This window comes from Paenibacillus sp. FSL P2-0089 (genome assembly GCF_038595095.1).
GTDB classification, from domain to species: Bacteria; Bacillota; Bacilli; order Paenibacillales; family Paenibacillaceae; genus Paenibacillus_AQ; species Paenibacillus_AQ silagei.
This window is the reverse complement of sequence record NZ_CP152006.1, coordinates 4,218,173-4,239,803: the sequence shown is the minus strand read 5'-3', so window position 1 is coordinate 4,239,803 and position 21,631 is coordinate 4,218,173. Positions and strand designations below refer to the sequence as shown.

The window sequence follows — 21,631 nt, the reverse complement described above, 5'->3', positions numbered from 1 at the left end:
TTGACAGAAAAAGCACAAGTAACCGTTATCGGAGCAGGTCTGGCCGGAAGTGAAGCCGCCTGGCAGATCGCTTCGCGCGGAGTTCCGGTCAGATTGTATGAGATGCGTCCGGTCGTAAAGACACCGGCGCATCATACAGATCAGTTCGCCGAGCTGGTCTGCAGCAACTCACTGCGGGCGAATGGCCTCGGAAATGCAGTGGGTGTACTTAAGGAAGAAATGCGGCGTCTGGGCTCTCTGGTACTGGGTGCAGCCGACAGGCATGCCGTTCCGGCGGGAGGCGCTCTTGCTGTTGACCGGGACGGATTCTCCGGTGAAATCACGTCCATGCTGCATAACCACCCTTTGGTGGAAGTCATAAACGAAGAACTTACGCATATACCGGAGGAAGGGATTGTTGTTATTGCCACCGGGCCGCTGACTTCACCCTCCTTGTCCTCGGAGATCAAGGGACTGCTTGGCGAAGAGTATTTTTATTTCTATGATGCAGCGGCTCCGATCGTAGAGAAAGACAGCATCGATATGAGCAAGGTCTATTTGGCCTCCCGCTATGATAAAGGCGAAGCCGCCTATCTGAACTGTCCGATGACGGAAGAGGAATTCGATATTTTTTATGATGCGCTGATCTCGGCTGAGACGGCTGCACTCAAAGATTTTGAGAAAGAGATTTACTTTGAAGGCTGTATGCCGATTGAAATTATGATGAGACGCGGCAAGCAGACGGCATTGTTCGGCCCTATGAAGCCTGTAGGACTGCTCAATCCTCACACGGGCAAGCTCCCTTACGCGGTTGTGCAACTGCGCCAGGACAATGCTGCCGGTACGCTGTATAATCTGGTCGGCTTCCAGACCCATCTGAAGTGGGGCGAGCAAAAACGGGTATTCTCACTCATTCCTGGCCTGGAGCAGGCGGAATATGTTCGTTATGGGGTCATGCATCGCAATACCTTTATTAATTCCCCTAAGCTGCTGCAGCCCACTTACCAGATGAAGGGCCGGGAGAGATTGTATTTTGCCGGCCAGATGACCGGGGTGGAAGGGTATGTAGAATCTGCGGCTTCCGGTATGATCGCCGGTATGAATGCAGCGAGAGCAGCGCTTGGCGAAGAGAGCCTGATCTTCCCCGAGGACACGGTGCTGGGCAGCATGCCCGCCTATATTACTTCGGCAGATCCTGAACACTTCCAGCCGATGAATGCCAACTTTGGCCTGTTGCCGAAGCTTGAGACACGGTTCCGCAGCAAAAAAGAAAAGAACGAACGTCTGGCTTACCGGGCGCTTGACAGCCTTGCTGCTTATGCTGCAGCCCATGAATTGAAGTATGCTGAGCCGGAGCCGATGGATGCTGATCGGGCAGAAGCGGATAGTCCTGCACAACCGGCACAATAGGTTCAGACCTGTATTACCTAATCTGAGGAGGGTGCTCATCATGTTACCCAGCTTTCATGCAACTACGATTTGTGCGGTAAGACATAACGGCCATGCGGCGATTGCCGGTGACGGCCAGGTTACTTTCGGAGAGAGTGTCATTATGAAGACGACGGCCAAGAAGGTCCGCCGCCTGTACAGAGGTCAGGTCATTGCCGGGTTTGCAGGCTCTGTAGCTGATGCGATTACGCTGTTCGAGAAGTTCGAGGGGAAGCTTGAGGAGCACCACGGCAATCTGCAGCGGGCAGCGGTGGAGCTGGCCAAGGATTGGCGCCAGGACCGCATTCTGCGCAAGCTGGAAGCGCTCATGATCGTAATGGATAAGGAAGGCATGCTGCTGATCTCCGGCAATGGTGAAATTATCGAGCCGGATGATGATGTACTGGCGATCGGCTCCGGCGGTAACTTTGCGCTGGCTTCCGGGCGGGCGCTCAAGCGCCATGCCTCCCATCTGGGTGCCGGTGACATTGCCAGAGAAGCGCTGCAAATTGCCTCCGAGATCTGTGTGTATACCAATTCCAATATTATTGTCGAAGAGTTATAGGCAAGGTGCCATATATAAAGGGAGGAAGTCACAATGGTGAATCAATCGCTTACGCCACGCCAGATCGTAACAGAGCTTGACAAATATATCGTAGGTCAAAAGCAGGCCAAGAAATCAGTGGCCGTTGCCCTCCGCAACCGGTATCGGCGCAGTCTGTTGTCCGAGGAGCTGCGGGATGAGGTTGTGCCGAAGAATATCCTGATGATCGGCCCTACCGGTGTAGGTAAAACAGAGATCGCCCGGCGTCTGGCTAAGCTTGTTAATGCCCCGTTTATCAAAGTCGAAGCGACCAAATTTACGGAAGTCGGCTACGTGGGGCGTGATGTGGAGTCGATGGTCCGGGATCTGGTAGAGACCTCTATCCGTATGGTGAAGCTGGAGTGCACCGAAAAGGTGAAGGACCGCGCAGAAGAGCTGGCGAATGACCGGATTGTGGCAATTCTGGTCCCTTCCTCCTCGAAGGGGAAATCGCAGCGCAATCCGTTTGAGATGATTTTTGGCGGAAACACCGGCGGGGCGGAGGAATCCAAGGAAGAGCCGGAGGATGGAAGTCTGAGCGAACGCCGCAGAGGGATCAAGTTCAAGCTGCTTGCAGGCCAGTTAGAGGATGACGTCATTGAGATTGATGTCGAGGACACGACGCCTTCGATGATGGATATGTTCGCTGGGCAGGGCAATGACCAGATGGGCATGAACATGCAGGAGATGTTCGGGAACCTGCTGCCGAAGCGTACGAAGAAGCGCAAGCTGCCGATCCGTGAAGCCCGCAAGGTGCTGATTCAGGATGAAGCGGCCAAGCTGATTGACACAGACGACATGATTCAGGAGTCGGTAGCCCGTGCAGAGCAATCGGGGATTATTTTCATCGATGAGATCGACAAGGTGGCCAGCCAGGGCAAGGGCTCCGGTCCCGATGTATCCCGCGAAGGCGTGCAGCGTGACATTCTGCCTATCGTCGAGGGATCGACAGTCATGACCAAATACGGGCCTGTGAAGACAGACTACGTGCTGTTCATCGCCGCAGGCGCTTTTCATATTGCCAAGCCTTCAGATCTGATCCCTGAGCTTCAGGGGCGCTTCCCGATCCGTGTAGAGCTGAGCAGTCTCACACTTGAGGACTTTGTATCTATTCTTACGGAGCCTGAGAACGCACTTACGAAACAATATGTGCATTTGCTGCAGACGGAGAACATTGAAATCCAGTTCCAGAAGGAAGCCATTCAGGAAATTGCCAAGATCGCGGCCTCCGTGAATCAGAATATGGAGAACATCGGGGCACGGCGTCTGCATACGATCCTGGAAAAGCTGCTGGAGGATCTATCGTTCGAGGCACCTGAGCTGACGCTCGACACTATGGTCATCACTCCGGAGTATGTTCGCGAAAAACTGGCAGGAATCGCGCAGGACCGCGACTTAAGCCAATATATTCTGTGAGAAGGCAGAGCTATAAAATCATCAATATAGGTAATTCGAATTATGGTTATACAAATTTGATTCTAAATTCATGCATAAAAAGTTAAAAAATTCTATAATAAAGCAGAAAATGTAATATAAAAGGAAAATAATTGTAAAAACATGCTTTAAGCCCTCTCTTTTCTGAAAAGATAGGGCTTATTTCTTATTGTAATAATATACAAATTCTAAGAGAATCAATGTATGTGAGATTGACATAAGAATCATTCATCGACATGGTTCGACTTTAAGACGAATATGTTGTGAAAAAAATGACTTTATTTGTCGAAAATAAGCAGGGATTTGAACAAAGTTGTGGAATTCTTTTCATTATGATAGGTTTGGAAGGGGGATTACTATGGGTTTGCTGAACAGTGTCAGTTTTCAAAGATTACAAGGAGGCCTAGATGCCGCCACCAAACGACAAAGTGTTCTGGCTAATAATGTAGCAAATAATGATACACCAAATTTTAAACGTTCAGATGTTAGCTTTGAGAGCTTCCTGAGAGATCAGGAGAGCGGACTTAAAGCCACACTGGGTGCGAAAGTATCAGACTCCCGTCATTTCCGCTTCGGGACAGTGACCGGCATGCCGGCCGCTGTGGTCAGTACCGATGAGACTACATCTATGAATAACAACGGCAATAATGTGGATATGGATCGAGAACAGGCGCTGAGCGCCGAGAACCAGCTGAGATACAACTCTTATGTTGAACAGCTGAACAGTCAGATCACAATGATGCGTACTGTTGTACAGGGAGGGTAATCAATAATGAACTTTGGCAGCAGCTTTGGTATTAGCGCATCAGCTTTAACCGCCCAGCGTCTGCGGATGGATGTGATCTCCTCCAATATCGCCAACGCCGAGACCACAAGAGCCTCCGTGGTGGACGGCAAAGCCGTACCTTACCGCCGTAAGCTCACAGTTCTGGAAACTACCCAGGCTGACAGCTTCGCGAATATACTAGGCTCCAAGATGAGCGGCGGCAATGATGGCGTCAAGGTGAAATCGATTATCGAGGATTCTTCTCCGCTCAAGCCGGTGTATAATCCGAGCCATCCTGATGCGGACGCTGACGGTTATGTATATATGCCGAATGTGGATGTGACCAAGGAAATGGTGGACATGCTGTCTGCCTCGCGTTCTTACGAAGCGAATGTAACGATGCTGAACGCATCCAAATCCATGGTGACCAAGGCGCTTGAAATCGGCCGGTAGAATGAATTGACTGTCTAGGAGGAGAAGAATTGATACAGAATTTATTGATCGGGAACCAGGCGGTTCAGCCGCTGGCTATGAAGTCCGTAGCTGCAGAATCCTCAGCCGTGCAAGAGCCGGGACAGAGCTTCGGTTCATACCTGGAGAATGCGCTTAACCAGGTAGCAGATCAGGAACAGCAGGCGAAGGACATGAGTAACAAATTTGTACTGGGAGAGGTCAACATTGATGAGGCTATGATTTCGTCCCAACAGGCATTGCTGAGTTTGCAGCTGACTACACAAGTCCGGAACAAAGTGATTGAAGCCTATCAGGAAATTATGAGAACTCAAATCTAAATAATCCTAGCTACGTTTCGGATGGGGTGACACTGTGAATGAAAGATTGGCCCAGTACCGGGAGAAGATAACCCAGTATTGGAACAGATTCAGCGGTAAACAGAAGATAATGTTTTTCTCCACTCTGTTTATTATCATTATAATAATCGTAGTTACGACCATGCAGTTATCGAAGGTGGAATACGAGGTTGCTTTTCAGGACCTGGACAGTACCGATTCAGCGGGAGTTATGAGTTATTTGGATACATCAGGGGTGTCTTACCGTTTAAGCCCGGATGGTAAAAGTATCTCCGTTCCCAGTACGGACGCTGCACGTATCAAGATAGCTGTTGGTTCTCAGGGAATCGTTCAGCAAGGCTCGATCGGGTACAAGGTATTCAATGAATCCTCGTCCATGATCGGTACTACAGACAGTGAATTCAATGTTAAATACAACAATGCGCTTAATGGTGAAGTTGAACAGCTGATGAGAAGGATGCAGGGGATTAAAGACGCCAAGGTTCTCATTACCCTGCCGAAGGAGACGGTATTCGCCTCACAGGAGGATCAGGAGAAAGCGCAGGCTTCCGTGGTGATGAGCTTCAATCCGGGATTCAGACCTTCCCAGGAAAATATTGACGGCTACTTCAATCTCGTGAAGACCGCTGTCCCGAATCTTCCCATCGACAACATTACAATCACCAACAACGAGGTGGAGCTGAAACCGACGGCCAAGGGCGGCCAGGCGGGAATCTCCAGCCAGGTTGAAGAGAACTTCGCACTCAAGAAGAAATTCGAAGACGATGTCAAGAAAGATGTCAAGCAATTCCTGACTACCCTCACAGGTCCCGATAAGGTTGATGTCCTGGTGTTCTCCAAGCTTAATTTCGATAAGGAGAACAGAAAGGAAGATGTTGTAGTACCGGTGGATGCTGAGAATATGAAGGGGATTGAGATCAGCTCGCAGATTATCAGCAAAACATTCTCGGGCCAAGGGAACACTTCCGGAGGAGTCGCAGGTACAGGATCTGAAGATGTTGCAGGTTATCCTGCGGGGGCTGACACAGGTGCTTCTTCTTCTGAGGAATCATCGGAGACAAGGAACTATGAAGTTACTAGAATCACTAAAGATATCATCGCAAGTCCATATACTGTAAAAGATTTAACCATAAATGTCGCGGTTGAACCACCTGCAGGACAAACAACTTTGGACGAGGCTACTTCAGGAGCGATACAGAACATTCTGGTCAACATTGTCCGTGCGTCCCTGGCAGATTCAGGTATCACTTATACAGACGCAGACCTGACCAAAAAAGTTTCGGTATTCTCGCAACAATTTGGAGGTGCTACTGCCGAGAACGCATCCGGCGGAATGGCAACCTGGATGATCTGGGCCATCGGTGCGGCTGCTCTGCTGGTCGGTGCAGGCGGAGGTTATCTGATCTACCGCAGCCGCAAGAACAAGCAGGAGGAAGAGGTCGAAGAAGATATTCCGCTGCAGGTTCCTACCGAGTTCCCTTCAATTAATATGGATAGCGTGACGAATGAAAGTCAGGTCCGCAAGCAGCTGGAAAGTCTGGCAAAGAAGAAGCCGGATGAATTCGTAAATCTGCTCCGCACCTGGCTTGCTGAAGAACAGAGGTGAAGAGATGGCAAAAGCTAGCCAGCAGGGACTCAGCGGCCGTCAAAAGGCGGCGATCCTGCTTATCACACTAGGGCCTGAAGTATCGGCACAAATATTTAAGCATCTGCGGGATGAGGAAATCGAACAGCTGACGCTGGAAATTGCGAATGTACGCAAAGTGGACAGCGGGGAAAAAGAGTCGATCATGTCCGAATTCCATCAGATCTGTCTCGCACAGGAATATATCTCGCAGGGCGGTATCAATTACGCCAAGGAGATTCTTGAGAAAGCTCTCGGCTCAGCCAAGGCGCTCGAAGTCATCAACCGCCTGACAGCAACGCTGCAGGTAAGACCTTTCGATTTTGCCCGCAAGGCAGATCCGAACCAGATTCTCAACTTCATCCAGAACGAGAATGTACAGACCATTGCACTTGTACTCTCTTATCTGCAATTTGAACAGGCGGCCTCCATTCTGTCTTCCCTGCCTCAGGAGAAGCAGGCGGAGGTAGCCAGAAGAATAGCGATTATGGACAGCACCTCTCCAGAGGTGGTCACCCAAATCGAACGTGTCCTGGAACAGAAGCTGTCTGCTACAGTAACACAGGATTATACGAATGCAGGCGGTATCGAATCGATTGTACAGATTCTGAACGGCGTAGACCGCGGTACAGAACGGACCATTCTGGATTCCCTGGAAATTCAGGACCCGGAGCTGGCCGAGGAAATCAAGAAGCGGATGTTCGTCTTCGAGGATATCGTCAATGTCGACAACCGCTCGATTCAGCGGATTATCAAGGATATCGACAACGCGGACTTGCAGCTTGCGCTCAAGGTGGCCAGCGAGGAAGTGCGGGATGTGATCTTCCGCAATATGTCCAAGCGTATGGCCGAGACCTTCCGCGAGGAAATGGAGTACATGGGACCTGTGCGGCTGCGTGATGTGGAAGAAGCACAGACCCGCATCGTAGGCACGATCCGCAGACTCGAAGAGTCTGGTGAAATTATCATCGCCCGTGGCGGAGGAGATGACATTATTGTCTAAGCTGATCAAGCATTCTCAATATATTCCGGTAGATGTGCTGAAGCGTCTTGAACAGGCCAGACATCATGCAGGCCTGACTGAAGAGCCGGCTCCAGAAGAGCCTCCGGGTGAAGTCCACTACCAGGACCCCGCCAGGGAGGCAGCGGAGCAGTCCCGCAAGCAAATGCTGAAGGATGCTCAGGAGTTCGCGGAGAGTCAGGTCCGCAGCGCCTCCGAGGAAGCGGAGAATATTGTGGAATCAGCACGGACTGAAGCTGAAGAATGGTGGCGCGAGCGGAGGGAACAGGATGAGCTGCTGATCGAAGCCGTCAAATCCGAGGGGTACCAGCAGGGGTATCAGGAAGGTCTGGCTCAAGCAGAGCAGGAGATGTCCCTGCGTCTTGCCGAGATGATGGAAGAAGCGCGGACCGTGCTTCAGGAAGCATACCGGGCAAGAGATGTAATTATACAGGAGGCGGAACCGTTTCTTGTAGAGCTAAGCTGCGATATTGCTGAGAAAATCGTGGACAAGCAGCTGACCGTTGAACCGAAATTTGCGATGGATCTGATCCGTAAAAACCTGGCCCGAAAACGCGAGCAGGGGCTGATCTCACTCTGTGTGTCTCCTGCACAGTTTGCTTTTGTCAATGCGGCCCGGGAAGAGCTCTCGCTTGCTGTGGACTCACAGGCTGAGCTGCAGATTCTGCCGGATTCAACGGTCAGAGATCTGGGGTGTGTAATCCGGTCTTCCTTCGGCAGCATCGATGCCCGTGTCGATACCCAGCTTGCCGAAATTAAAAAAGAACTGCTAAGAATCGCTCTGGACTCGGATGAACACAGAAATGGGGACGACGATGCTTGACAGCAGAAGATACAAAGATCAGCTGCGTAACTTCGATCCGGTAAGGATTAATGGCAAGGTTACGCAGGTTATCGGGCTGATGGTGGAGTCGGAAGGGCCTGACGCCAGCATCGGTGATGTGTGCTATATCTATCCTGCCAAAGGAAGTAAGCCGCTTCAGGCAGAGGTTGTCGGGTTTCGTGATAACAAGGTGCTGTTAATGCCGCTTGGCGAACTGCAGGCCATCGGGCCTGGCTGTGATGTGGTGGGCACCGGCAAGCCGCTGAGCGTTCAAGTCGGCTCGGAGCTGCTCGGGAAGGTTCTCGACGGTCTGGGACAGCCGCTGGATGGTTCACTGATACCGGCCAGAATGCCGCATAGCTCTACCTTCAACATTCCGTCCAATCCGCTTAACCGCCCGCGGGTCGCCGAGCCGATCAGCATTGGAGTCCGGGCTATCGATGGACTTTTGACGATCGGCAAGGGGCAGCGCGTAGGGATTTTTGCCGGCTCGGGTGTGGGGAAGAGTACCCTGATGGGGATGATTGCCCGCAACACCTCGGCAGATGTCAATGTGATTGCGCTGATCGGTGAACGTGGCAGAGAGGTGCTTGATTTTATTGAGCGTGATCTGGGGCCGGAAGGCCTTCAGCGTTCGGTAGTCATTGTGGCCACTTCCGATCAGCCTGCGCTGATCCGGATTAAGGGGGCACTGATCGCTACTACGATTGCCGAGTACTTCCGCGACCGTGGTCTGAATGTCATGCTGATGATGGACTCGGTAACACGTTATGCGATGGCGCAGCGTGAGGTAGGGCTGGCAGTCGGCGAGCCTCCGGCGATGAGAGGGTATACACCTTCTGTATTCGCCAGTCTGCCTAAGCTGCTGGAACGGGCCGGAACGGGTCCTACAGGCTCAATCACTGCGTTCTACACGGTGCTGGTTGACGGTGACGATATGAACGAGCCGATAGCAGACGCTGTACGCGGTATTTTGGACGGGCATATTGTTCTGAACCGGAATATAGCCAACAAAGGACATTTTCCGGCGATCGATGTTCTCGCAAGCATCAGCCGGGTGATGAAGGATATCGCCCCGGAGGAGCAGATTGCAGCAGCCGAGAATGTGAAGCGCCTGATGGCGGTGTATAAGGATTCCGAGGATCTGATTAACATCGGAGCCTACCAGAGGGGCTCTAACGCGCAAATCGATGAGTCGATGCATTACATCGACAGCATCTGGGATTTCACCAAGCAAAAAGTGAACGAGAAGGTAACCCTTAGCGAAGTGCAGCTGACTTTAATTTCACAGTTCTCGAGGAGTTGATTGATCATGAGATTCCATTATACTTTTCAAAAAGTGGTGGACTTGAAGGGTAACGAAAAAACACAGGCAGAGTGGATGCTCTCAAGCGCGCTCGGAGAACTGCAGGCACAGGAAAAAAGCCTTGATGAATTAATCGGCCAGCGCAGTACGCTGATGTTGTCCCTGCAAAGTGCAGCACAGCAGAAGACACCGATGGCTAAGCTTCGCGAAATGCAGGATTACGTAGATTATCTCGACAAATGCATTGCCCGCAAGCATTCCGATATCAGCCTTGCACATGTTGAGGTTCAGAATAAGCAGGATCACCTGAGTACTAAGGTTCTGGATGAGAAGGTATGGCTTAAGGCCAAAGACAAAGCACAAACCGCATTTCTGCAGAATATGAGTTTACGGGAACAAAACGAACTGGATGAGATGGCTACCGTCCGCTTCGCGATGAAATCCCTCTAACCCGGGAGGTTTCCGCTAGTGGCAAATAATCAGATGGAACTTGAAGATGAAGGGTCGGCAGGCAAATTAGAGCGTTTTTTGTTCTTGATGATTCCAATCATTTTCACGCTTGTACTGCTTGGGGTACTGCTCACCCTATTTAATATGGATATCCGTAACAACGTGCTGGCGATTGCCAACAAAATTCCTGTTATAGAGAAATGGGTGCCTGATCCCCCGCCGGACCCGGCAGCGCCAGGTGAAGCCGCAGAGAATCCGCCGGCTGAGAGCAAGGAGCAAGCCGCCAGCTCCGCGAGCACGATCAAAGAACTCAAAGCACAGCTTACCGCTCAGGAGGAGAAGCTGAAGAAGGCTGAGGAAGACAAGGCGGCGGAGACCACCAAGGCCGAAGCGCTTCAAAAGCAGGTTGAAGAGTTAAAGACTGCCGCTGAAACGGCCGCAGCCACCGAGGAAGAGGAAGATCCTTATCTGAAGAAAGTGACGGATCTGGCCAAACTCTACGCCGGCATGAAGGCCTCCAAAGCGGCACCGATCATGGAGAATTTGACTACCGATGAGATGGTTCAAATCTTCAGTGTGATGAGCAATGCGGCAAAATCGGCCATCCTGGAAAAAATGGATGCCAAAAAAGCGGCAGATGTCTCCATAAAGCTAAAAGAAACCACAAATTCAACCGATATGGCTATTGCAGCCCTGCAATCCCGGCTGAAGCAGGAGGCGGGTACCACTACTCCCAAGCCTTCAGCTAATCTGGATCAGGAGAAGCTAGGCCAGACTTTCACCAGCATGCCCGCTGCGGATGCGGCAGTGCTGCTTGGCTCCATGTACAGCCTTAGTCCGGATAAGGTCATCACGGTGCTGAATACGGTCAGTGACTCGGTCCGCTCCTCGATTCTGGGGGAGATGACCAAGAAAGACAGCAAACAGACAGCCAAAATTGTCAACCGTCTGATGGGCGGGAAATAACTTTTGAAGGGAGGTGAAAAAGATGAGTATTATTCTACAAACCTTAACCGCAGGCAATCTGGCTGCTTCCGGCGGAACAACGCAGGGAACAACCGGAACGGTTAATCCGGCGACGCCATTTGCCCAGACGCTTGTGCAGAGCATGGTGGGAGTTACCGCTGTCAAAGGCACTGAGACTCCTGCAGCCGGTAATTTGGCTTCATTATTGCAGGGACTCCTGAGTGCTGTTCAGGCTAAGGGAGAAGAGGCAGGTAGCGCAGATGTCAAGCAAACGAAACTGCTGGAAGGTCTTGTGCAGGATATAGAGAAGCTGGACACCAGCCTTGCGGCTGATCCGGCGCTGATTGCAGCGCTTCAAGGCTGGCTGCTTCAAGTATCTGCTCTTGTGTCCGGCAATCCCTCTACAGGTTCACAGGATGCCTTGGCTACTGCTGCTGATACATCCATCAGCTTGTCGCCGCTTGCCAAGAACCCTGAAACCCTGCGCTTTGCCGTTCAAGATGAACTGAACAGCCTGCTTCAACAGGTTCAGACGGCAGCTGTCAGCGGGGATCAGGAGACTGCTGCCAAAGGAGCGGCGCTTCTGAATCAATTCTCGGCTATTATGGCGGAGAGTGCGCCTGTTAATCACAAGTCCATGGCTAACAAGGCTCCAGCAGTTGTGGATGCTCCAGCGGTGTCGCTTAAGCAGGCAACAGGAAGCGAGCCCAAGGTGGAAATGTATAGCAAAGCAGATTTGGCAACGGATGTCCGTAGGTTATTGGGGGCTTCAGCCAGCACTCGTTCCATGTTGGATGCAGCAGCAGCCGGTACCGCCGAAGCTGTAATTGCAGATGAGGGCTCCACTCCTGTTCTTGCAGGAATGGCAGCTTCGATGAAGAAGACCGTATCAGCCGAGGAGGCTTTGCCCGCTGGCGAAGCAGTGACCGCGGAGCCGGAGGTTGTAACGGCCGGCCAATTATCCCTGCGGCACGGAATTACTGCACCGCTCAAGGCGGAAGCCGCGCCAGTGCCGGTTCAGCAATTCGCCCAGGAGATGAACACCTTCATCAGCGGCAAGCTTGAGATTGTCAAGAAGGGTGGAGTGGCTGAAGCCACGATTACCTTATTCCCGGAGAATCTGGGACAAGTGGATGTGAAGATTTCCATGCAAAACGGTAATCTGGTGGCACAGTTCATGACCCAGCATGCCGGAACCAAGGATATGCTTGAGCAGCAGATGAGTCAGCTTCGATTGGCCTTGCAGTCCCAGGGACTTCAAGTAGAGCGCTTGGAAGTTACGCAGAACAACAGCTCCCCTCAGTCACAGTGGACCGGAGGTCAGGGTCAGCAGACAGGCGCGGGCGGACAGCAGCAAGGCAGACGTTCACGGGAACGCCAGGAAGAATCGGCAGATGCCGTGCTTGCCGCAGAGCTTAATGGAGAATGGAAGGACTGGGTATCAGCAGCTCAGCAGGACAGTAACCAGAGCGGCGGATTCTCAACCAAGATTTGATCTACAGGATAAGCGAGGTGAAATGATATGGCAACGAATCCCGTGTCTAACAGCAACGAGTGGAATTATGTAGCGAATGATAAGACACCCAAGACCACAGGCAACTCTACACTGGGCAAGGATCAGTTCTTGAAAATACTGATTACCCAGCTGCAGAACCAGGACCCGATGCAGCCAATGGAGGATAAGGAATTCATCGCTCAAATGGCTCAGTTCTCATCTGTAGAGCAGCTTATGAATATATCCACCCAGCTTACAGCACTGAATCAGTCCCTTGGCTCTGTGTCCGGATTGATCGGGAAGGATATCACCTGGACGGATGCCGAGACGAAATTGCCGAAATCAGGCAATGTCGAATCAATTGTGGTCAGCAGCGGTGTGCAATACGCAGTGGTAGGCAAGGAGCGGATTGCTCTGACGGATATTACGCAAATTCAGAATGCCGGCACTACACCTGCAGCGGGCAGCGAGACTCCAGCGGGTAGCGAGACACCAGCGGCCAGTGAGACTCCGGCAGCCAGCGAGACTGAAACAAGTGGCGGGGAGAGCGGGGAGACATCATGAGTGACAGAATAACTATCGGACAATTATATCCGGCAGCTGTACATCCTTCCGCCTTGCAGCGTCAGCAATCTGTTAAGGGCTCATCAAGTCCTGAAGCGTCGTTCGAGAGTGTGCTGCAGAAGAATATGCTGAAGTTCAGCAATCATGCAGCAAAGCGTCTGGAGCAGCGGGGAATCGAGCTTGGCAGCCGCCAGCTGGATCAGATCTCCTCTGCGGTAGACAAAGCAGCCGCTAAGGGAAGCAAAGAATCCCTGATTCTTATGAAGGACATGGCATTGATTGTAAGTGTAAAGAACCGGACAGTGGTTACAGCGATGGACGGCAATTCAATGAAAGACAATGTATTCACGCAGATTGACAGTGCAGTAATTATATCTTGACCTCGGCTGGTCCTTACTGGAGAGCCGAAAGTGGCTGCCGACCGACTGACGCGGCCACCGCTCCAGCTTCATCTTTCAATTCTTAAGAGTCAGAAGACTCTATAACCGGGAGGACGATTAATAATGTTAAGATCTATGTACTCAGGGGTTTCAGGTATGCGCGGATTCCAGACTAAGCTCGATGTCATTGGTAACAATATTGCGAATGTCAATACCATCGGCTTCAAGTCAGGGCGCGTGATGTTCAAGGATATCATGAGCCAGACCGTCTCTGGGGTTACAGCACCCGGAGAAGAGGGACAAGGCGGTGTCAATGCCAAGCAAATCGGTCTTGGGGTATCCATTGGTTCCATTGACACTTTGCACACAGCTGGTAGTGCGATGACAACGAATAACCCTACAGATCTGCGAATCGATGGAGACGGATTCTTTCTGGTGAAGCTTTCGGGTGATCAGGAGGTTCCATTCCTGACCCGTGCCGGAGATTTTCATGTGGATGCGGGCCGCAATCTGATTACATCGGATGGCCTGCATGTCGTTGACTCCGGAGGCGGACCCATTCAGATCGCTGACGATGTTACGGCATTCTCCATCTCCAGTGACGGAACGATTGTGCAGACAATGGCAGACGGCACTACTGAGGCTGGTGTACAGATTGGCATGGCTAAAGTCAGCAATCCGCAGGGGCTTGAGAAAATCGGCGGAAATCTGTACCGGGTGACCTTAAATGCAAACGATGGAGGTGCACTGGAGCCGACAACTGCCAATGATCCAGAAGCCGGGACAGGTACCATCGTTACCGGCCAGCTGGAAATGTCCAATGTGGATCTGACCGGCGAGTTTACAGAAATGATTGTTACCCAGCGTGGATTCCAGGCGAATTCACGGATTATCACCACTTCCGATGAAGTATTGCAGGAAGTAGTTAATCTGAAGCGTTAAGCCTGAACCGTAATATGTAACTTGCTGAATAATAACGTTTTGCCTGCAGCGGAAATGTTATTGCAGTCGTGGGGGAGGATCTCCTCCCCCTATTTAGGTTAGGAGGCCTGTCATGATTTCGGTAACAAGATTGAACGGGGCGGGGATGTGGCTGAATGCCCTGCTGGTTGAAATGGTTGAAGAATCACCGGACACGTATATTACGCTGGTAACCGGCAAAAGGCTGATCGTGCTTGAGAAGGCCGATGAAGTCATTAGCAAGATCAAGGAATATAACAGGGACATAGGCACACACGCTGCCACCATTAAAGTCCAGTCAATGGAGGAGCTTTCATGAAAAAGATGCTGCCATGGCTCATCACGATATTGCTGGCCGTTACCCTTATCGTAGTCGCTGCATTCTTGCTGATGGACAGATTTTTCCCGGGTGACGGGAATGAAGTGAACAAGGCTGTCCAGAACGTGGAGACGAAGAAGATGACTGCTGATGAAATTGTTAAGATGACGGCCGAAATCCAGGATATCAAAACTAATCTCGCCGATCCCGATTACATCCTTTCAGTTGACATCGCGCTTCAATTAGATTCAGCGGCGTCCAAGGAAGAATTCGAAAAGATAAAATCGATTAAAATAACACCGCTGATTATCAAAGCGATTGCCGATGCCAAACCCGAGGAGCTGAATGGGGCCAGCGGCAAAGATCAGTTCAGCAGCAAACTGGTGAACATTATCAACAAAAACCTGACAGAAGGTTCGATTACCCAGATTGAATTCACCAAATTCATAATGGCACCAATGTAGCTGCAGGCGGGTCAATTCTTTGATGGGGGGGTGATTGAATTGGTTGATGTACTATCACAAAACGAAATTGATGCTCTGCTTGCTGCACTTTCATCCGGTGAAATGGATGCCGACGAACTTAAAAAAGAGGAAACTACTAAAAAGATCCGCTCTTATGATTTCAAACGGGCCGTACGCTTCTCCAAAGATCATATCCGCAGCTTAACCCGGATTCATGATAACTTTGCCCGCTACCTTACAACGTACTTTTCGGCTCAATTGCGCACCTTCGTGCAGATCAATGTCGTTCAAGTAGAGCAGCTCCCTTATGACGAGTTTATCCGCTCCATTCCCAAAATGACGATATTGAATATTTTTGAGGCCGAGCCGCTGGAGGGCCGGATGGTGATGGAGGTGCATCCGAATATTGCTTTTGCCATGCTGGACCGTCTGCTTGGCGGCTTCGGAACGGCACCCTCCAAAATCAACGCGTTGACTGAAATCGAAACGACCATTATGGAGAGGATTTTCAGCAGATGCTTTGAAAGTCTGCAGGAAGCCTGGAAGACGGTGCTTGATATCCATCCCCGGATGGAGGCGCTGGAAACGAATCCGCAGTTTATGCAAATTGTATCGCCTAATGAAACGATTGCCCTGATCTCCCTCAGTACCAAAATAGGAGACACAACGGGGATGATCAATCTCTGTATCCCACACGTTGTGCTGGAGCCGATTATGTCAAGACTCTCGGTGCACCAGTGGTTTGTCTCTGAGAAAAAGGTGCGGGATGAGGTAGAGCTCGAAGCCATCCGGGCAAGAGTGCACCGGGCGCAGCTTCCCATCGTGGCTGAGCTGGGCGAATCGAATTTATCCATTGCTGAATTTCTCGGGCTCAGCATCGGCGACGTGATTTCTCTTAACAAGACGGTGGATTCCGGTCTGTCGATTAAGGTGGGGGACAAGCTGAAATTCATTGGAAGTCCGGGGATGATCAAAGAACGTGTGGCTGTGCAAATAGACGAGATTGTCAGCGAAGGGGTTGAAGAGTTTGACGAGTAAAGATTATTTGTCCCAGGAAGAGATAGATGCTCTTCTTAGACAGTCTGCGGAAGGCAATTTGGCTCCTTCACCGAAGACCGTGGATGATTACTTAACACCTTTTGAACAGGATGCATTGGGAGAGATCGGCAATATCACCTTCGGAAGTGCGGCAACCGCACTCTCCACCTTGCTGGGTAAGAAGGTAGACATTACTACCCCTAAGGTATCCATTATTACACGCGGAGAGTTCGAGGAAGCCTTTCCCAAACCTCATGTAGCTGTTCACGTACAGTATGTCGACGGTTTCCAGGGAATCAATTCTCTGGTGATCAAGATCAGGGATGCACAGGTTATTGCCGACTTGATGCTCGGCGGGGAAGGAGATCCCAAAGACGAGGAACTGAACGAGATTCATATCAGTGCCGTGCAGGAAGCGATGAACCAGATGATGGGCTCGTCCGCTACCTCAATGTCAACGATCTTCAACAGATTCGTCAACATTTCTCCGCCTGGCATTGATATTCTTAACATGTCCAGCGGAGAAGGTGTAGGTAGCCTGCCGGATGATGAGACTCTGATCCAGATTTCCTTCCGCCTCAAGATCGGCGATCTGATTGATTCCACCATCATGCAGCTGCTACCTGTACAATTCGCCAAGGATATGGTGACCATGCTGCTAGGCGATGTCAGCCAGGCTGACCAGGAAGCGGCAGTCTCCTCGGCAGAAGCCACACCGCCTCCGGCTGCTGCAGCCGCACCAGCGCCAGCACCGGAACCAGCGCAGGCGCCGCCTACAGCTCAGCAGCAGATGCCTGCGCCGGAGGCGGGAGGTTACCCGCCGCAATATCCGCCGCAGGGTCAGGGCATGCCGCCTTATCCGGGAATGCCGGAAGGGGGATATTATTATCCTCCGGCAGGGATGCCGGCGTATGGGATGCAGGGCATGCCGCCTTACGGAATGCCGCCTCAGGGCACGCCCTATCCGCAGGCTCAGCCGCAGAATCCGGCACAGGGCCGTAATGTGAATGTACAGCCTGTGCAATTTGCGAATCTGAGTGCAGGGGCTTTTGGCAATATTGACGAAAATAATTTAAATTTATTAATGGACATACCACTGAAGGTAACCGTAGAATTAGGAAGGACCCAGAAGCAGATCAAAGATATTCTGGAAATGTCGCAAGGTTCAATTATTGAACTGGACAAGCTGGCAGGTGAGCCTGTTGACATTCTGGTTAACAACAAGCTCATTGCCAAGGGGGAAGTCGTAGTTATCGACGAGAACTTCGGTGTCCGCGTTACGGATATCGTCAGCCAGTGGGACCGTATACAAAAATTACAATAAGCATACTTAGGGAGGATTTTGTAAAAATGGCTAACCGAATTCTAATCGTGGACGATGCAGCATTTATGAGAATGATGATCCGGGACATTTTGTCGAAGAACGGATTTGAGGTAGTGGGTGAAGCCCAGGACGGTTCACAGGCTATAGAGAAATTTAAGGAACTGCGCCCGGATCTGATCACGATGGATATCACCATGCCTGAAATGGACGGGATCGCCGCCCTTAAGGAGATCAAAAAAGTAGATGCCAATGCCAAAGTCATTATGTGTTCAGCCATGGGTCAGCAGGCTATGGTTATTGATGCAATACAGGCCGGTGCCAAGGACTTTATTGTGAAGCCTTTCCAGGCAGACCGTGTCATTGAAGCCATCAATAAAACGCTGGGTATATAGGAACGAGGTATGTTATTTGCTTCCGGCACGCTCGGAGACAGTAGTAATGCCCTGCTGAATTTATTGAAGGTTGTCTTTTTTCTGGCAGTCATTGTTATTCTTATCGTGCTGCTGATCCGTTTTCTGGGACGCCGCAATCAGACTCTGATGAGCGGCCGTTCCATCCGTACGCTGGGTGCGCTGGGGCTGGGTCCGAATAAGTCGATTCAGGTCATTGAGCTGGGCGGCAGCCTCTATCTGATCGGAGTGGGCGAGGACATCACTATGATGGATAAGATCACCGATCCGGCAGAGGTGGCGCTGATTATATCCGCTTTTGAAGACCAGGCCCCAGGAACGGACAACTTCATTGCACCGCTTATCGCCAAAATCAAGTCCAAGCTGCGCGGTGAGGTGCCGTCCCAGGAAATTGAGATTCATGAGACTTCGTCTTTCTATGAGACGCTGCAATCCAAGCTTGCCCTGGCGCCAGAGCGCAAAGAGAAGCTGGAGGAACTGCGCAGGGATGAGGATCTCAGGAAAGAGTCGGAGGATTTATGAAAAAAAAGCTGATTCTTTCTTTTATGCTGCTTGGTATTTTCAGTGTGCTGCTCCTGCATCCGGTTCATGCCGATCCGATTCCTAATATCAATATCTCGGTGGGGGACAACGATGCTTCAAGCGGGGGGACAAGCTCCATCTCCATCCTGCTGCTGGTAACGGTGCTTAGCATTGCTCCTTCATTCCTGGTGCTGATGACCAGCTTCACGCGGATCGTGATCGTACTTGGGTTCGTAAGAACCTCACTGGGTACACAGCAGATGCCTCCGAATCAGGTGCTTGTAGGACTGGCTCTATTCTTAACCCTGTTCATTATGTCGCCGACGCTGGCAACCGTGAACGAGACGGCCTTACAGCCCTATATGAAGGGGACTCTGACCCAGAGTGAAGCACTGAACAAAGCGCAGGAGCCGATTAAGGAGTTTATGTTCAAGCAGACGAACACGAAGGACCTGCTGCTGTTCATGAACTATACAGGCAATAACGCTACAGTAAAGCCAGCCAGCTATAATGATATTCCTTTAACAGTAATGGTACCTGCTTTTGCAATCGGCGAGATGAAGAAGGCTTTTACCATGGGCTTTATGATTTTTATTCCTTTTCTTATTATTGATATTGTGGTGTCCAGCACCCTGATGGCCATGGGGATGATGATGCTGCCGCCGGTAATGATATCTTTGCCTTTCAAAATTATGCTCTTTGTGCTGGTGGACGGCTGGTACCTAGTAGTCAAATCACTGCTGCTGAGTTTTAACACCTGACTTGTAAGAGGAGGCACATGGGATGAATGCGGAGTTTATTATCGGTCTGGCCGGCCAAGCCGTATATTTAGTGCTGGAGACCAGCGCCCCCATGCTGATTCTTGGTCTGGTGGTAGGACTGATCGTCAGTATTTTTCAAGCCACAACCCAGATTCAGGAGCAGACCCTGGCGTTTGTTCCCAAAATCGTTGCCGTACTGCTTGCTTTACTGCTGTTCGGTCCGTGGATTATAACGAAGCTGGTGGATTTCACCAGCCAAATTCTGGGCAGTCTCTATATGTATATCGGTTGAGACTATGAATATAGAGACCCTGCTGCAAAGTTTTCCTGTCTTTCTGTTGATTTTTTGTCGAATTACCGCCTTTTTTGTTGTCGTTCCTGTCTTTTCGTCGCAAAGCGTGCCGACAACGTTCAAAATTGGTTTGTCTTTTTTTGTGTCCATGGTCATCTTCAGCTCAGGCAGTATGAATATTACCGTTCCGCAGGATCTGGGGTTTATCCTCCTGATTATCAGGGAGGCATTAATCGGGCTGTTGCTTGGGTTTATCGCCTACCTGATGTTTATGACGATTCAGACTGCGGGCTCTTTTATCGATATTCAGATCGGGTTCGGGATTGCGAACGTCATTGACCCGATGACCGGGGCCTCGGCGCCGATTATCGGTAACTTCAAGTATATGATTGCACTGCTGCTGTTCCTGAGCATGAATGGCCACCACTACCTGCTGGATGCTATCGTATACAGCTATAAATGGGTGCCGATAGATAATGATCTGTTCCTCAAAATGATCGGCGGAAGCTTGTCTGAGTTTCTGATCCGCACCTTTGCACAGTCCTTTATGCTGGCCTTCCAAATGTCGGCTCCGCTGGTCGCTGCACTGTTCCTGACGGATGTAGGCCTGGCCTTCCTGGCGAGAACGGCTCCGCAATATAATGTGTTTGTCATCGGTGTTCCGCTCAAAATCATTATCGGTCTGGCGCTGCTTCTTATACTGATGCCGGGGCTGGCTGCGCTGTTCCAGAATCTCTTCGAGATTATGTTCGAGTCCATGCACAATCTGCTTGGCCTCATTGGGAAGAGTCCTTAGGCTACGGTAAGGAGAGATTGTCTTGGCAAAACAGGCAAGATACAAACTGAACCTTCAGCTGTTCGGGGGAGATAAGACAGAGAAGGCCACTCCGAAGAAACGGCAGGATGCCCGCAAGAAGGGGCAGGTTGCCAAAAGTGCTGAAATGTCAGGTGCAGTGGTCCTCTTCTCGGCGCTGCTGTCACTGAGCGTCTTCGGCGGCTTCATGAAAGAACGGTTTATCAAGCTGTATACAGATGTGTTCCAGAACCGGATGATGCTTGAGGTAACACCAGAGAATATCTCGGCGCTGTTCAACCAGTACGGGCTGCAGATCCTCATTCTGCTCGCTCCGCTGCTGGGCATCACCTTCTTGCTGGCGCTTGTGGCCAACTTCGCACAGGTAGGCTTTATGGCTTCAGGCGAAGGAATTACGCCTAAGTTCAGCAAGATCAACCCCATCAAAGGCTTCAAAAATATTTTTTCCATGCGTTCCGTAGTAGAGTTCCTCAAATCTGTCTTCAAGCTCATCCTGATTGCCTATCTGGTCTACAGTACGCTTTGGGGACAGAAGGAGAGCTTTGCACGCCTCTCGCATGTCGATGCGGAAGGGACATACAGCTTCGTTGCGAAGCTGACCATGAGCCTGGGCATCAAGATTGCAGCGGCTCTTTTTATAATGGCTGTACTGGACTATATCTATCAGAAATACGAGCATGAGAAGAGTCTCAAGATGTCCAAGCAGGACATTAAGGATGAGTACAAAAAGATGGAGGGCGACCCCATCATCAAAGGCAAGATCAGGGAACGTCAGCGCAGAATGGCGATGCAGCGGATGATGCAGGAGGTCCCCAAGGCCGATGTTATCATCACGAACCCGACCCATTTTGCAGTCGCCCTGAAGTATGACGGTTCCACAATGGAGGCTCCTCAGATTATAGCCAAGGGTCAGGATTATGTGGCACTCCGCATCAGGGAACTGGCCAAGGAGCATGGTGTTGTAACGATGGAGAATAAGCCGCTGGCACGGGCATTGTTCCAGAGAGCGGAGATCGGTGATGTAGTGCCGGCCGATCTGTTCCAGGCAGTTGCCGAAGTGCTGGCCTATGTATACAAGCTTAAAGGCAAGAGGAGATAA

At 50.9% G+C, this 21,631-nt stretch carries 26 protein-coding genes; all 26 read left to right on the top strand.

Annotated elements, in window-relative coordinates:
* The 26 genes from trmFO (at position 1) to flhB (ending at position 21,631) form a co-directional block, all read left to right on the top strand.
* Positions 1 to 1,389, top strand: a complete 1,389-nt coding sequence (gene trmFO, locus NST69_RS17645; RefSeq protein ID WP_342546568.1) for an FADH(2)-oxidizing methylenetetrahydrofolate--tRNA-(uracil(54)-C(5))-methyltransferase TrmFO — start codon at positions 1 to 3, stop codon at positions 1,387 to 1,389.
* A 40-nt stretch (positions 1,390 to 1,429) separates the two neighbouring features.
* Complete coding sequence (hslV, locus tag NST69_RS17640) at positions 1,430 to 1,972, top strand: ATP-dependent protease subunit HslV (protein ID WP_036724650.1); 543 nt, start codon at positions 1,430 to 1,432, stop codon at positions 1,970 to 1,972.
* Positions 1,973 to 2,005: 33 nt separating this feature from the next.
* Positions 2,006 to 3,406: an ATP-dependent protease ATPase subunit HslU gene (gene hslU / locus NST69_RS17635; protein WP_342546565.1), complete on the top strand. Its 1,401-nt coding sequence runs from the start codon at positions 2,006 to 2,008 to the stop codon at positions 3,404 to 3,406.
* A 376-nt stretch (positions 3,407 to 3,782) separates the two neighbouring features.
* Positions 3,783 to 4,190 (top strand): flagellar basal body rod protein FlgB, encoded by a 408-nt coding sequence (flgB, locus tag NST69_RS17630; RefSeq protein ID WP_036724652.1) that lies wholly within the window; start codon positions 3,783 to 3,785, stop codon positions 4,188 to 4,190.
* Positions 4,191 to 4,196: 6 nt separating this feature from the next.
* Positions 4,197 to 4,643 carry a flagellar basal body rod protein FlgC gene (flgC, locus tag NST69_RS17625; RefSeq protein WP_036692480.1) on the top strand — a complete coding sequence of 149 codons (447 nt, stop codon included), beginning with the start codon at positions 4,197 to 4,199 and terminating at the stop codon, positions 4,641 to 4,643.
* A 29-nt stretch (positions 4,644 to 4,672) separates the two neighbouring features.
* Positions 4,673 to 4,981 carry a flagellar hook-basal body complex protein FliE gene (gene fliE, locus NST69_RS17620; RefSeq protein ID WP_036724654.1) on the top strand — a complete coding sequence of 103 codons (309 nt, stop codon included), beginning with the start codon at positions 4,673 to 4,675 and terminating at the stop codon, positions 4,979 to 4,981.
* Positions 4,982 to 5,015: 34 nt separating this feature from the next.
* Positions 5,016 to 6,605 (top strand): flagellar basal-body MS-ring/collar protein FliF, encoded by a 1,590-nt coding sequence (gene fliF, locus NST69_RS17615; protein ID WP_342546563.1) that lies wholly within the window; start codon positions 5,016 to 5,018, stop codon positions 6,603 to 6,605.
* Positions 6,606 to 6,609: 4 nt separating this feature from the next.
* The gene (fliG, locus tag NST69_RS17610) at positions 6,610 to 7,626 is read left to right on the top strand and encodes a flagellar motor switch protein FliG (protein WP_036692485.1); all 1,017 of its coding nucleotides are present in this window, start codon (positions 6,610 to 6,612) and stop codon (positions 7,624 to 7,626) included.
* On the top strand, positions 7,619 to 8,467 hold the full coding sequence (locus NST69_RS17605; RefSeq protein WP_076078608.1) for a FliH/SctL family protein: 849 nt from the start codon (positions 7,619 to 7,621) through the stop codon (positions 8,465 to 8,467). The genes fliG and NST69_RS17605 overlap by 8 nt, the downstream gene beginning before the upstream one ends.
* Positions 8,448 to 9,773, top strand: a complete 1,326-nt coding sequence (gene fliI / locus NST69_RS17600) for a flagellar protein export ATPase FliI (protein ID WP_342546561.1) — start codon at positions 8,448 to 8,450, stop codon at positions 9,771 to 9,773. The genes NST69_RS17605 and fliI overlap by 20 nt, the downstream gene beginning before the upstream one ends.
* Before the next feature lie 6 nt (positions 9,774 to 9,779).
* Complete coding sequence (fliJ, locus tag NST69_RS17595; RefSeq protein ID WP_036724661.1) at positions 9,780 to 10,223, top strand: flagellar export protein FliJ; 444 nt, start codon at positions 9,780 to 9,782, stop codon at positions 10,221 to 10,223.
* 18 nt (positions 10,224 to 10,241) lie between these two features.
* Complete coding sequence (locus tag NST69_RS17590) at positions 10,242 to 11,189, top strand: kinesin (protein WP_235191853.1); 948 nt, start codon at positions 10,242 to 10,244, stop codon at positions 11,187 to 11,189.
* Positions 11,190 to 11,211: 22 nt separating this feature from the next.
* On the top strand, positions 11,212 to 12,684 hold the full coding sequence (locus tag NST69_RS17585; protein WP_342546558.1) for a flagellar hook-length control protein FliK: 1,473 nt from the start codon (positions 11,212 to 11,214) through the stop codon (positions 12,682 to 12,684).
* A gap of 27 nt (positions 12,685 to 12,711) precedes the next feature.
* Positions 12,712 to 13,248, top strand: a complete 537-nt coding sequence (flgD, locus tag NST69_RS17580; RefSeq protein WP_340979560.1) for a flagellar hook assembly protein FlgD — start codon at positions 12,712 to 12,714, stop codon at positions 13,246 to 13,248.
* Positions 13,245 to 13,628 carry a TIGR02530 family flagellar biosynthesis protein gene (locus NST69_RS17575; protein WP_076158282.1) on the top strand — a complete coding sequence of 128 codons (384 nt, stop codon included), beginning with the start codon at positions 13,245 to 13,247 and terminating at the stop codon, positions 13,626 to 13,628. The genes flgD and NST69_RS17575 overlap by 4 nt, the downstream gene beginning before the upstream one ends.
* A 123-nt stretch (positions 13,629 to 13,751) precedes the next feature.
* Positions 13,752 to 14,570: a flagellar basal body rod protein FlgG gene (flgG, locus tag NST69_RS17570; RefSeq protein WP_036724668.1), complete on the top strand. Its 819-nt coding sequence runs from the start codon at positions 13,752 to 13,754 to the stop codon at positions 14,568 to 14,570.
* A gap of 112 nt (positions 14,571 to 14,682) precedes the next feature.
* The gene (locus NST69_RS17565) at positions 14,683 to 14,907 is read left to right on the top strand and encodes a flagellar FlbD family protein (protein WP_036724671.1); all 225 of its coding nucleotides are present in this window, start codon (positions 14,683 to 14,685) and stop codon (positions 14,905 to 14,907) included.
* Entirely contained in the window at positions 14,904 to 15,371 is a 468-nt protein-coding gene (locus tag NST69_RS17560) for a flagellar basal body-associated FliL family protein (protein ID WP_076078616.1), read from the top strand. The genes NST69_RS17565 and NST69_RS17560 overlap by 4 nt, the downstream gene beginning before the upstream one ends.
* 39 nt (positions 15,372 to 15,410) lie before the next feature.
* Positions 15,411 to 16,409 carry a flagellar motor switch protein FliM gene (gene fliM, locus NST69_RS17555; protein WP_036692509.1) on the top strand — a complete coding sequence of 333 codons (999 nt, stop codon included), beginning with the start codon at positions 15,411 to 15,413 and terminating at the stop codon, positions 16,407 to 16,409.
* Positions 16,399 to 17,733 carry a flagellar motor switch phosphatase FliY gene (fliY, locus tag NST69_RS17550; protein ID WP_036724675.1) on the top strand — a complete coding sequence of 445 codons (1,335 nt, stop codon included), beginning with the start codon at positions 16,399 to 16,401 and terminating at the stop codon, positions 17,731 to 17,733. The genes fliM and fliY overlap by 11 nt, the downstream gene beginning before the upstream one ends.
* Positions 17,734 to 17,759: 26 nt before the next feature.
* Positions 17,760 to 18,125 (top strand): response regulator, encoded by a 366-nt coding sequence (locus NST69_RS17545; protein ID WP_036692515.1) that lies wholly within the window; start codon positions 17,760 to 17,762, stop codon positions 18,123 to 18,125.
* A 9-nt stretch (positions 18,126 to 18,134) separates the two neighbouring features.
* Positions 18,135 to 18,665 carry a flagellar biosynthetic protein FliO gene (locus NST69_RS17540; RefSeq protein ID WP_036724678.1) on the top strand — a complete coding sequence of 177 codons (531 nt, stop codon included), beginning with the start codon at positions 18,135 to 18,137 and terminating at the stop codon, positions 18,663 to 18,665.
* Positions 18,662 to 19,426 (top strand): flagellar type III secretion system pore protein FliP, encoded by a 765-nt coding sequence (fliP, locus tag NST69_RS17535; RefSeq protein ID WP_076078620.1) that lies wholly within the window; start codon positions 18,662 to 18,664, stop codon positions 19,424 to 19,426. The genes NST69_RS17540 and fliP overlap by 4 nt, the downstream gene beginning before the upstream one ends.
* A 22-nt stretch (positions 19,427 to 19,448) precedes the next feature.
* Positions 19,449 to 19,718 (top strand): flagellar biosynthesis protein FliQ, encoded by a 270-nt coding sequence (fliQ, locus tag NST69_RS17530; RefSeq protein WP_036692523.1) that lies wholly within the window; start codon positions 19,449 to 19,451, stop codon positions 19,716 to 19,718.
* A 4-nt stretch (positions 19,719 to 19,722) separates the two neighbouring features.
* Positions 19,723 to 20,514, top strand: a complete 792-nt coding sequence (fliR, locus tag NST69_RS17525; RefSeq protein WP_036724682.1) for a flagellar biosynthetic protein FliR — start codon at positions 19,723 to 19,725, stop codon at positions 20,512 to 20,514.
* Between the two features lie 22 nt (positions 20,515 to 20,536).
* A complete protein-coding gene (flhB, locus tag NST69_RS17520; RefSeq protein WP_083684915.1) occupies positions 20,537 to 21,631 on the top strand; it encodes a flagellar biosynthesis protein FlhB in 1,095 nt (364 codons plus the stop codon).

Coding starts and splice junctions, on each gene's coding strand:
- hslV (WP_036724650.1), top strand. CDS start 1,430: ATGTTACCCAGCTTTCATGCAACTACGATTTGTGCGGTAAGACATAAC.
- hslU (WP_342546565.1), top strand. CDS start 2,006: ATGGTGAATCAATCGCTTACGCCACGCCAGATCGTAACAGAGCTTGAC.
- flgB (WP_036724652.1), top strand. CDS start 3,783: ATGGGTTTGCTGAACAGTGTCAGTTTTCAAAGATTACAAGGAGGCCTA.
- flgC (WP_036692480.1), top strand. CDS start 4,197: ATGAACTTTGGCAGCAGCTTTGGTATTAGCGCATCAGCTTTAACCGCC.
- fliG (WP_036692485.1), top strand. CDS start 6,610: ATGGCAAAAGCTAGCCAGCAGGGACTCAGCGGCCGTCAAAAGGCGGCG.
- fliI (WP_342546561.1), top strand. CDS start 8,448: ATGGGGACGACGATGCTTGACAGCAGAAGATACAAAGATCAGCTGCGT.
- fliJ (WP_036724661.1), top strand. CDS start 9,780: ATGAGATTCCATTATACTTTTCAAAAAGTGGTGGACTTGAAGGGTAAC.
- NST69_RS17585 (WP_342546558.1), top strand. CDS start 11,212: ATGAGTATTATTCTACAAACCTTAACCGCAGGCAATCTGGCTGCTTCC.
- flgD (WP_340979560.1), top strand. CDS start 12,712: ATGGCAACGAATCCCGTGTCTAACAGCAACGAGTGGAATTATGTAGCG.
- NST69_RS17575 (WP_076158282.1), top strand. CDS start 13,245: ATGAGTGACAGAATAACTATCGGACAATTATATCCGGCAGCTGTACAT.
- flgG (WP_036724668.1), top strand. CDS start 13,752: ATGTTAAGATCTATGTACTCAGGGGTTTCAGGTATGCGCGGATTCCAG.
- NST69_RS17565 (WP_036724671.1), top strand. CDS start 14,683: ATGATTTCGGTAACAAGATTGAACGGGGCGGGGATGTGGCTGAATGCC.
- NST69_RS17560 (WP_076078616.1), top strand. CDS start 14,904: ATGAAAAAGATGCTGCCATGGCTCATCACGATATTGCTGGCCGTTACC.
- NST69_RS17545 (WP_036692515.1), top strand. CDS start 17,760: ATGGCTAACCGAATTCTAATCGTGGACGATGCAGCATTTATGAGAATG.
- NST69_RS17540 (WP_036724678.1), top strand. CDS start 18,135: ATGTTATTTGCTTCCGGCACGCTCGGAGACAGTAGTAATGCCCTGCTG.
- fliP (WP_076078620.1), top strand. CDS start 18,662: ATGAAAAAAAAGCTGATTCTTTCTTTTATGCTGCTTGGTATTTTCAGT.
- fliQ (WP_036692523.1), top strand. CDS start 19,449: ATGAATGCGGAGTTTATTATCGGTCTGGCCGGCCAAGCCGTATATTTA.
- fliR (WP_036724682.1), top strand. CDS start 19,723: ATGAATATAGAGACCCTGCTGCAAAGTTTTCCTGTCTTTCTGTTGATT.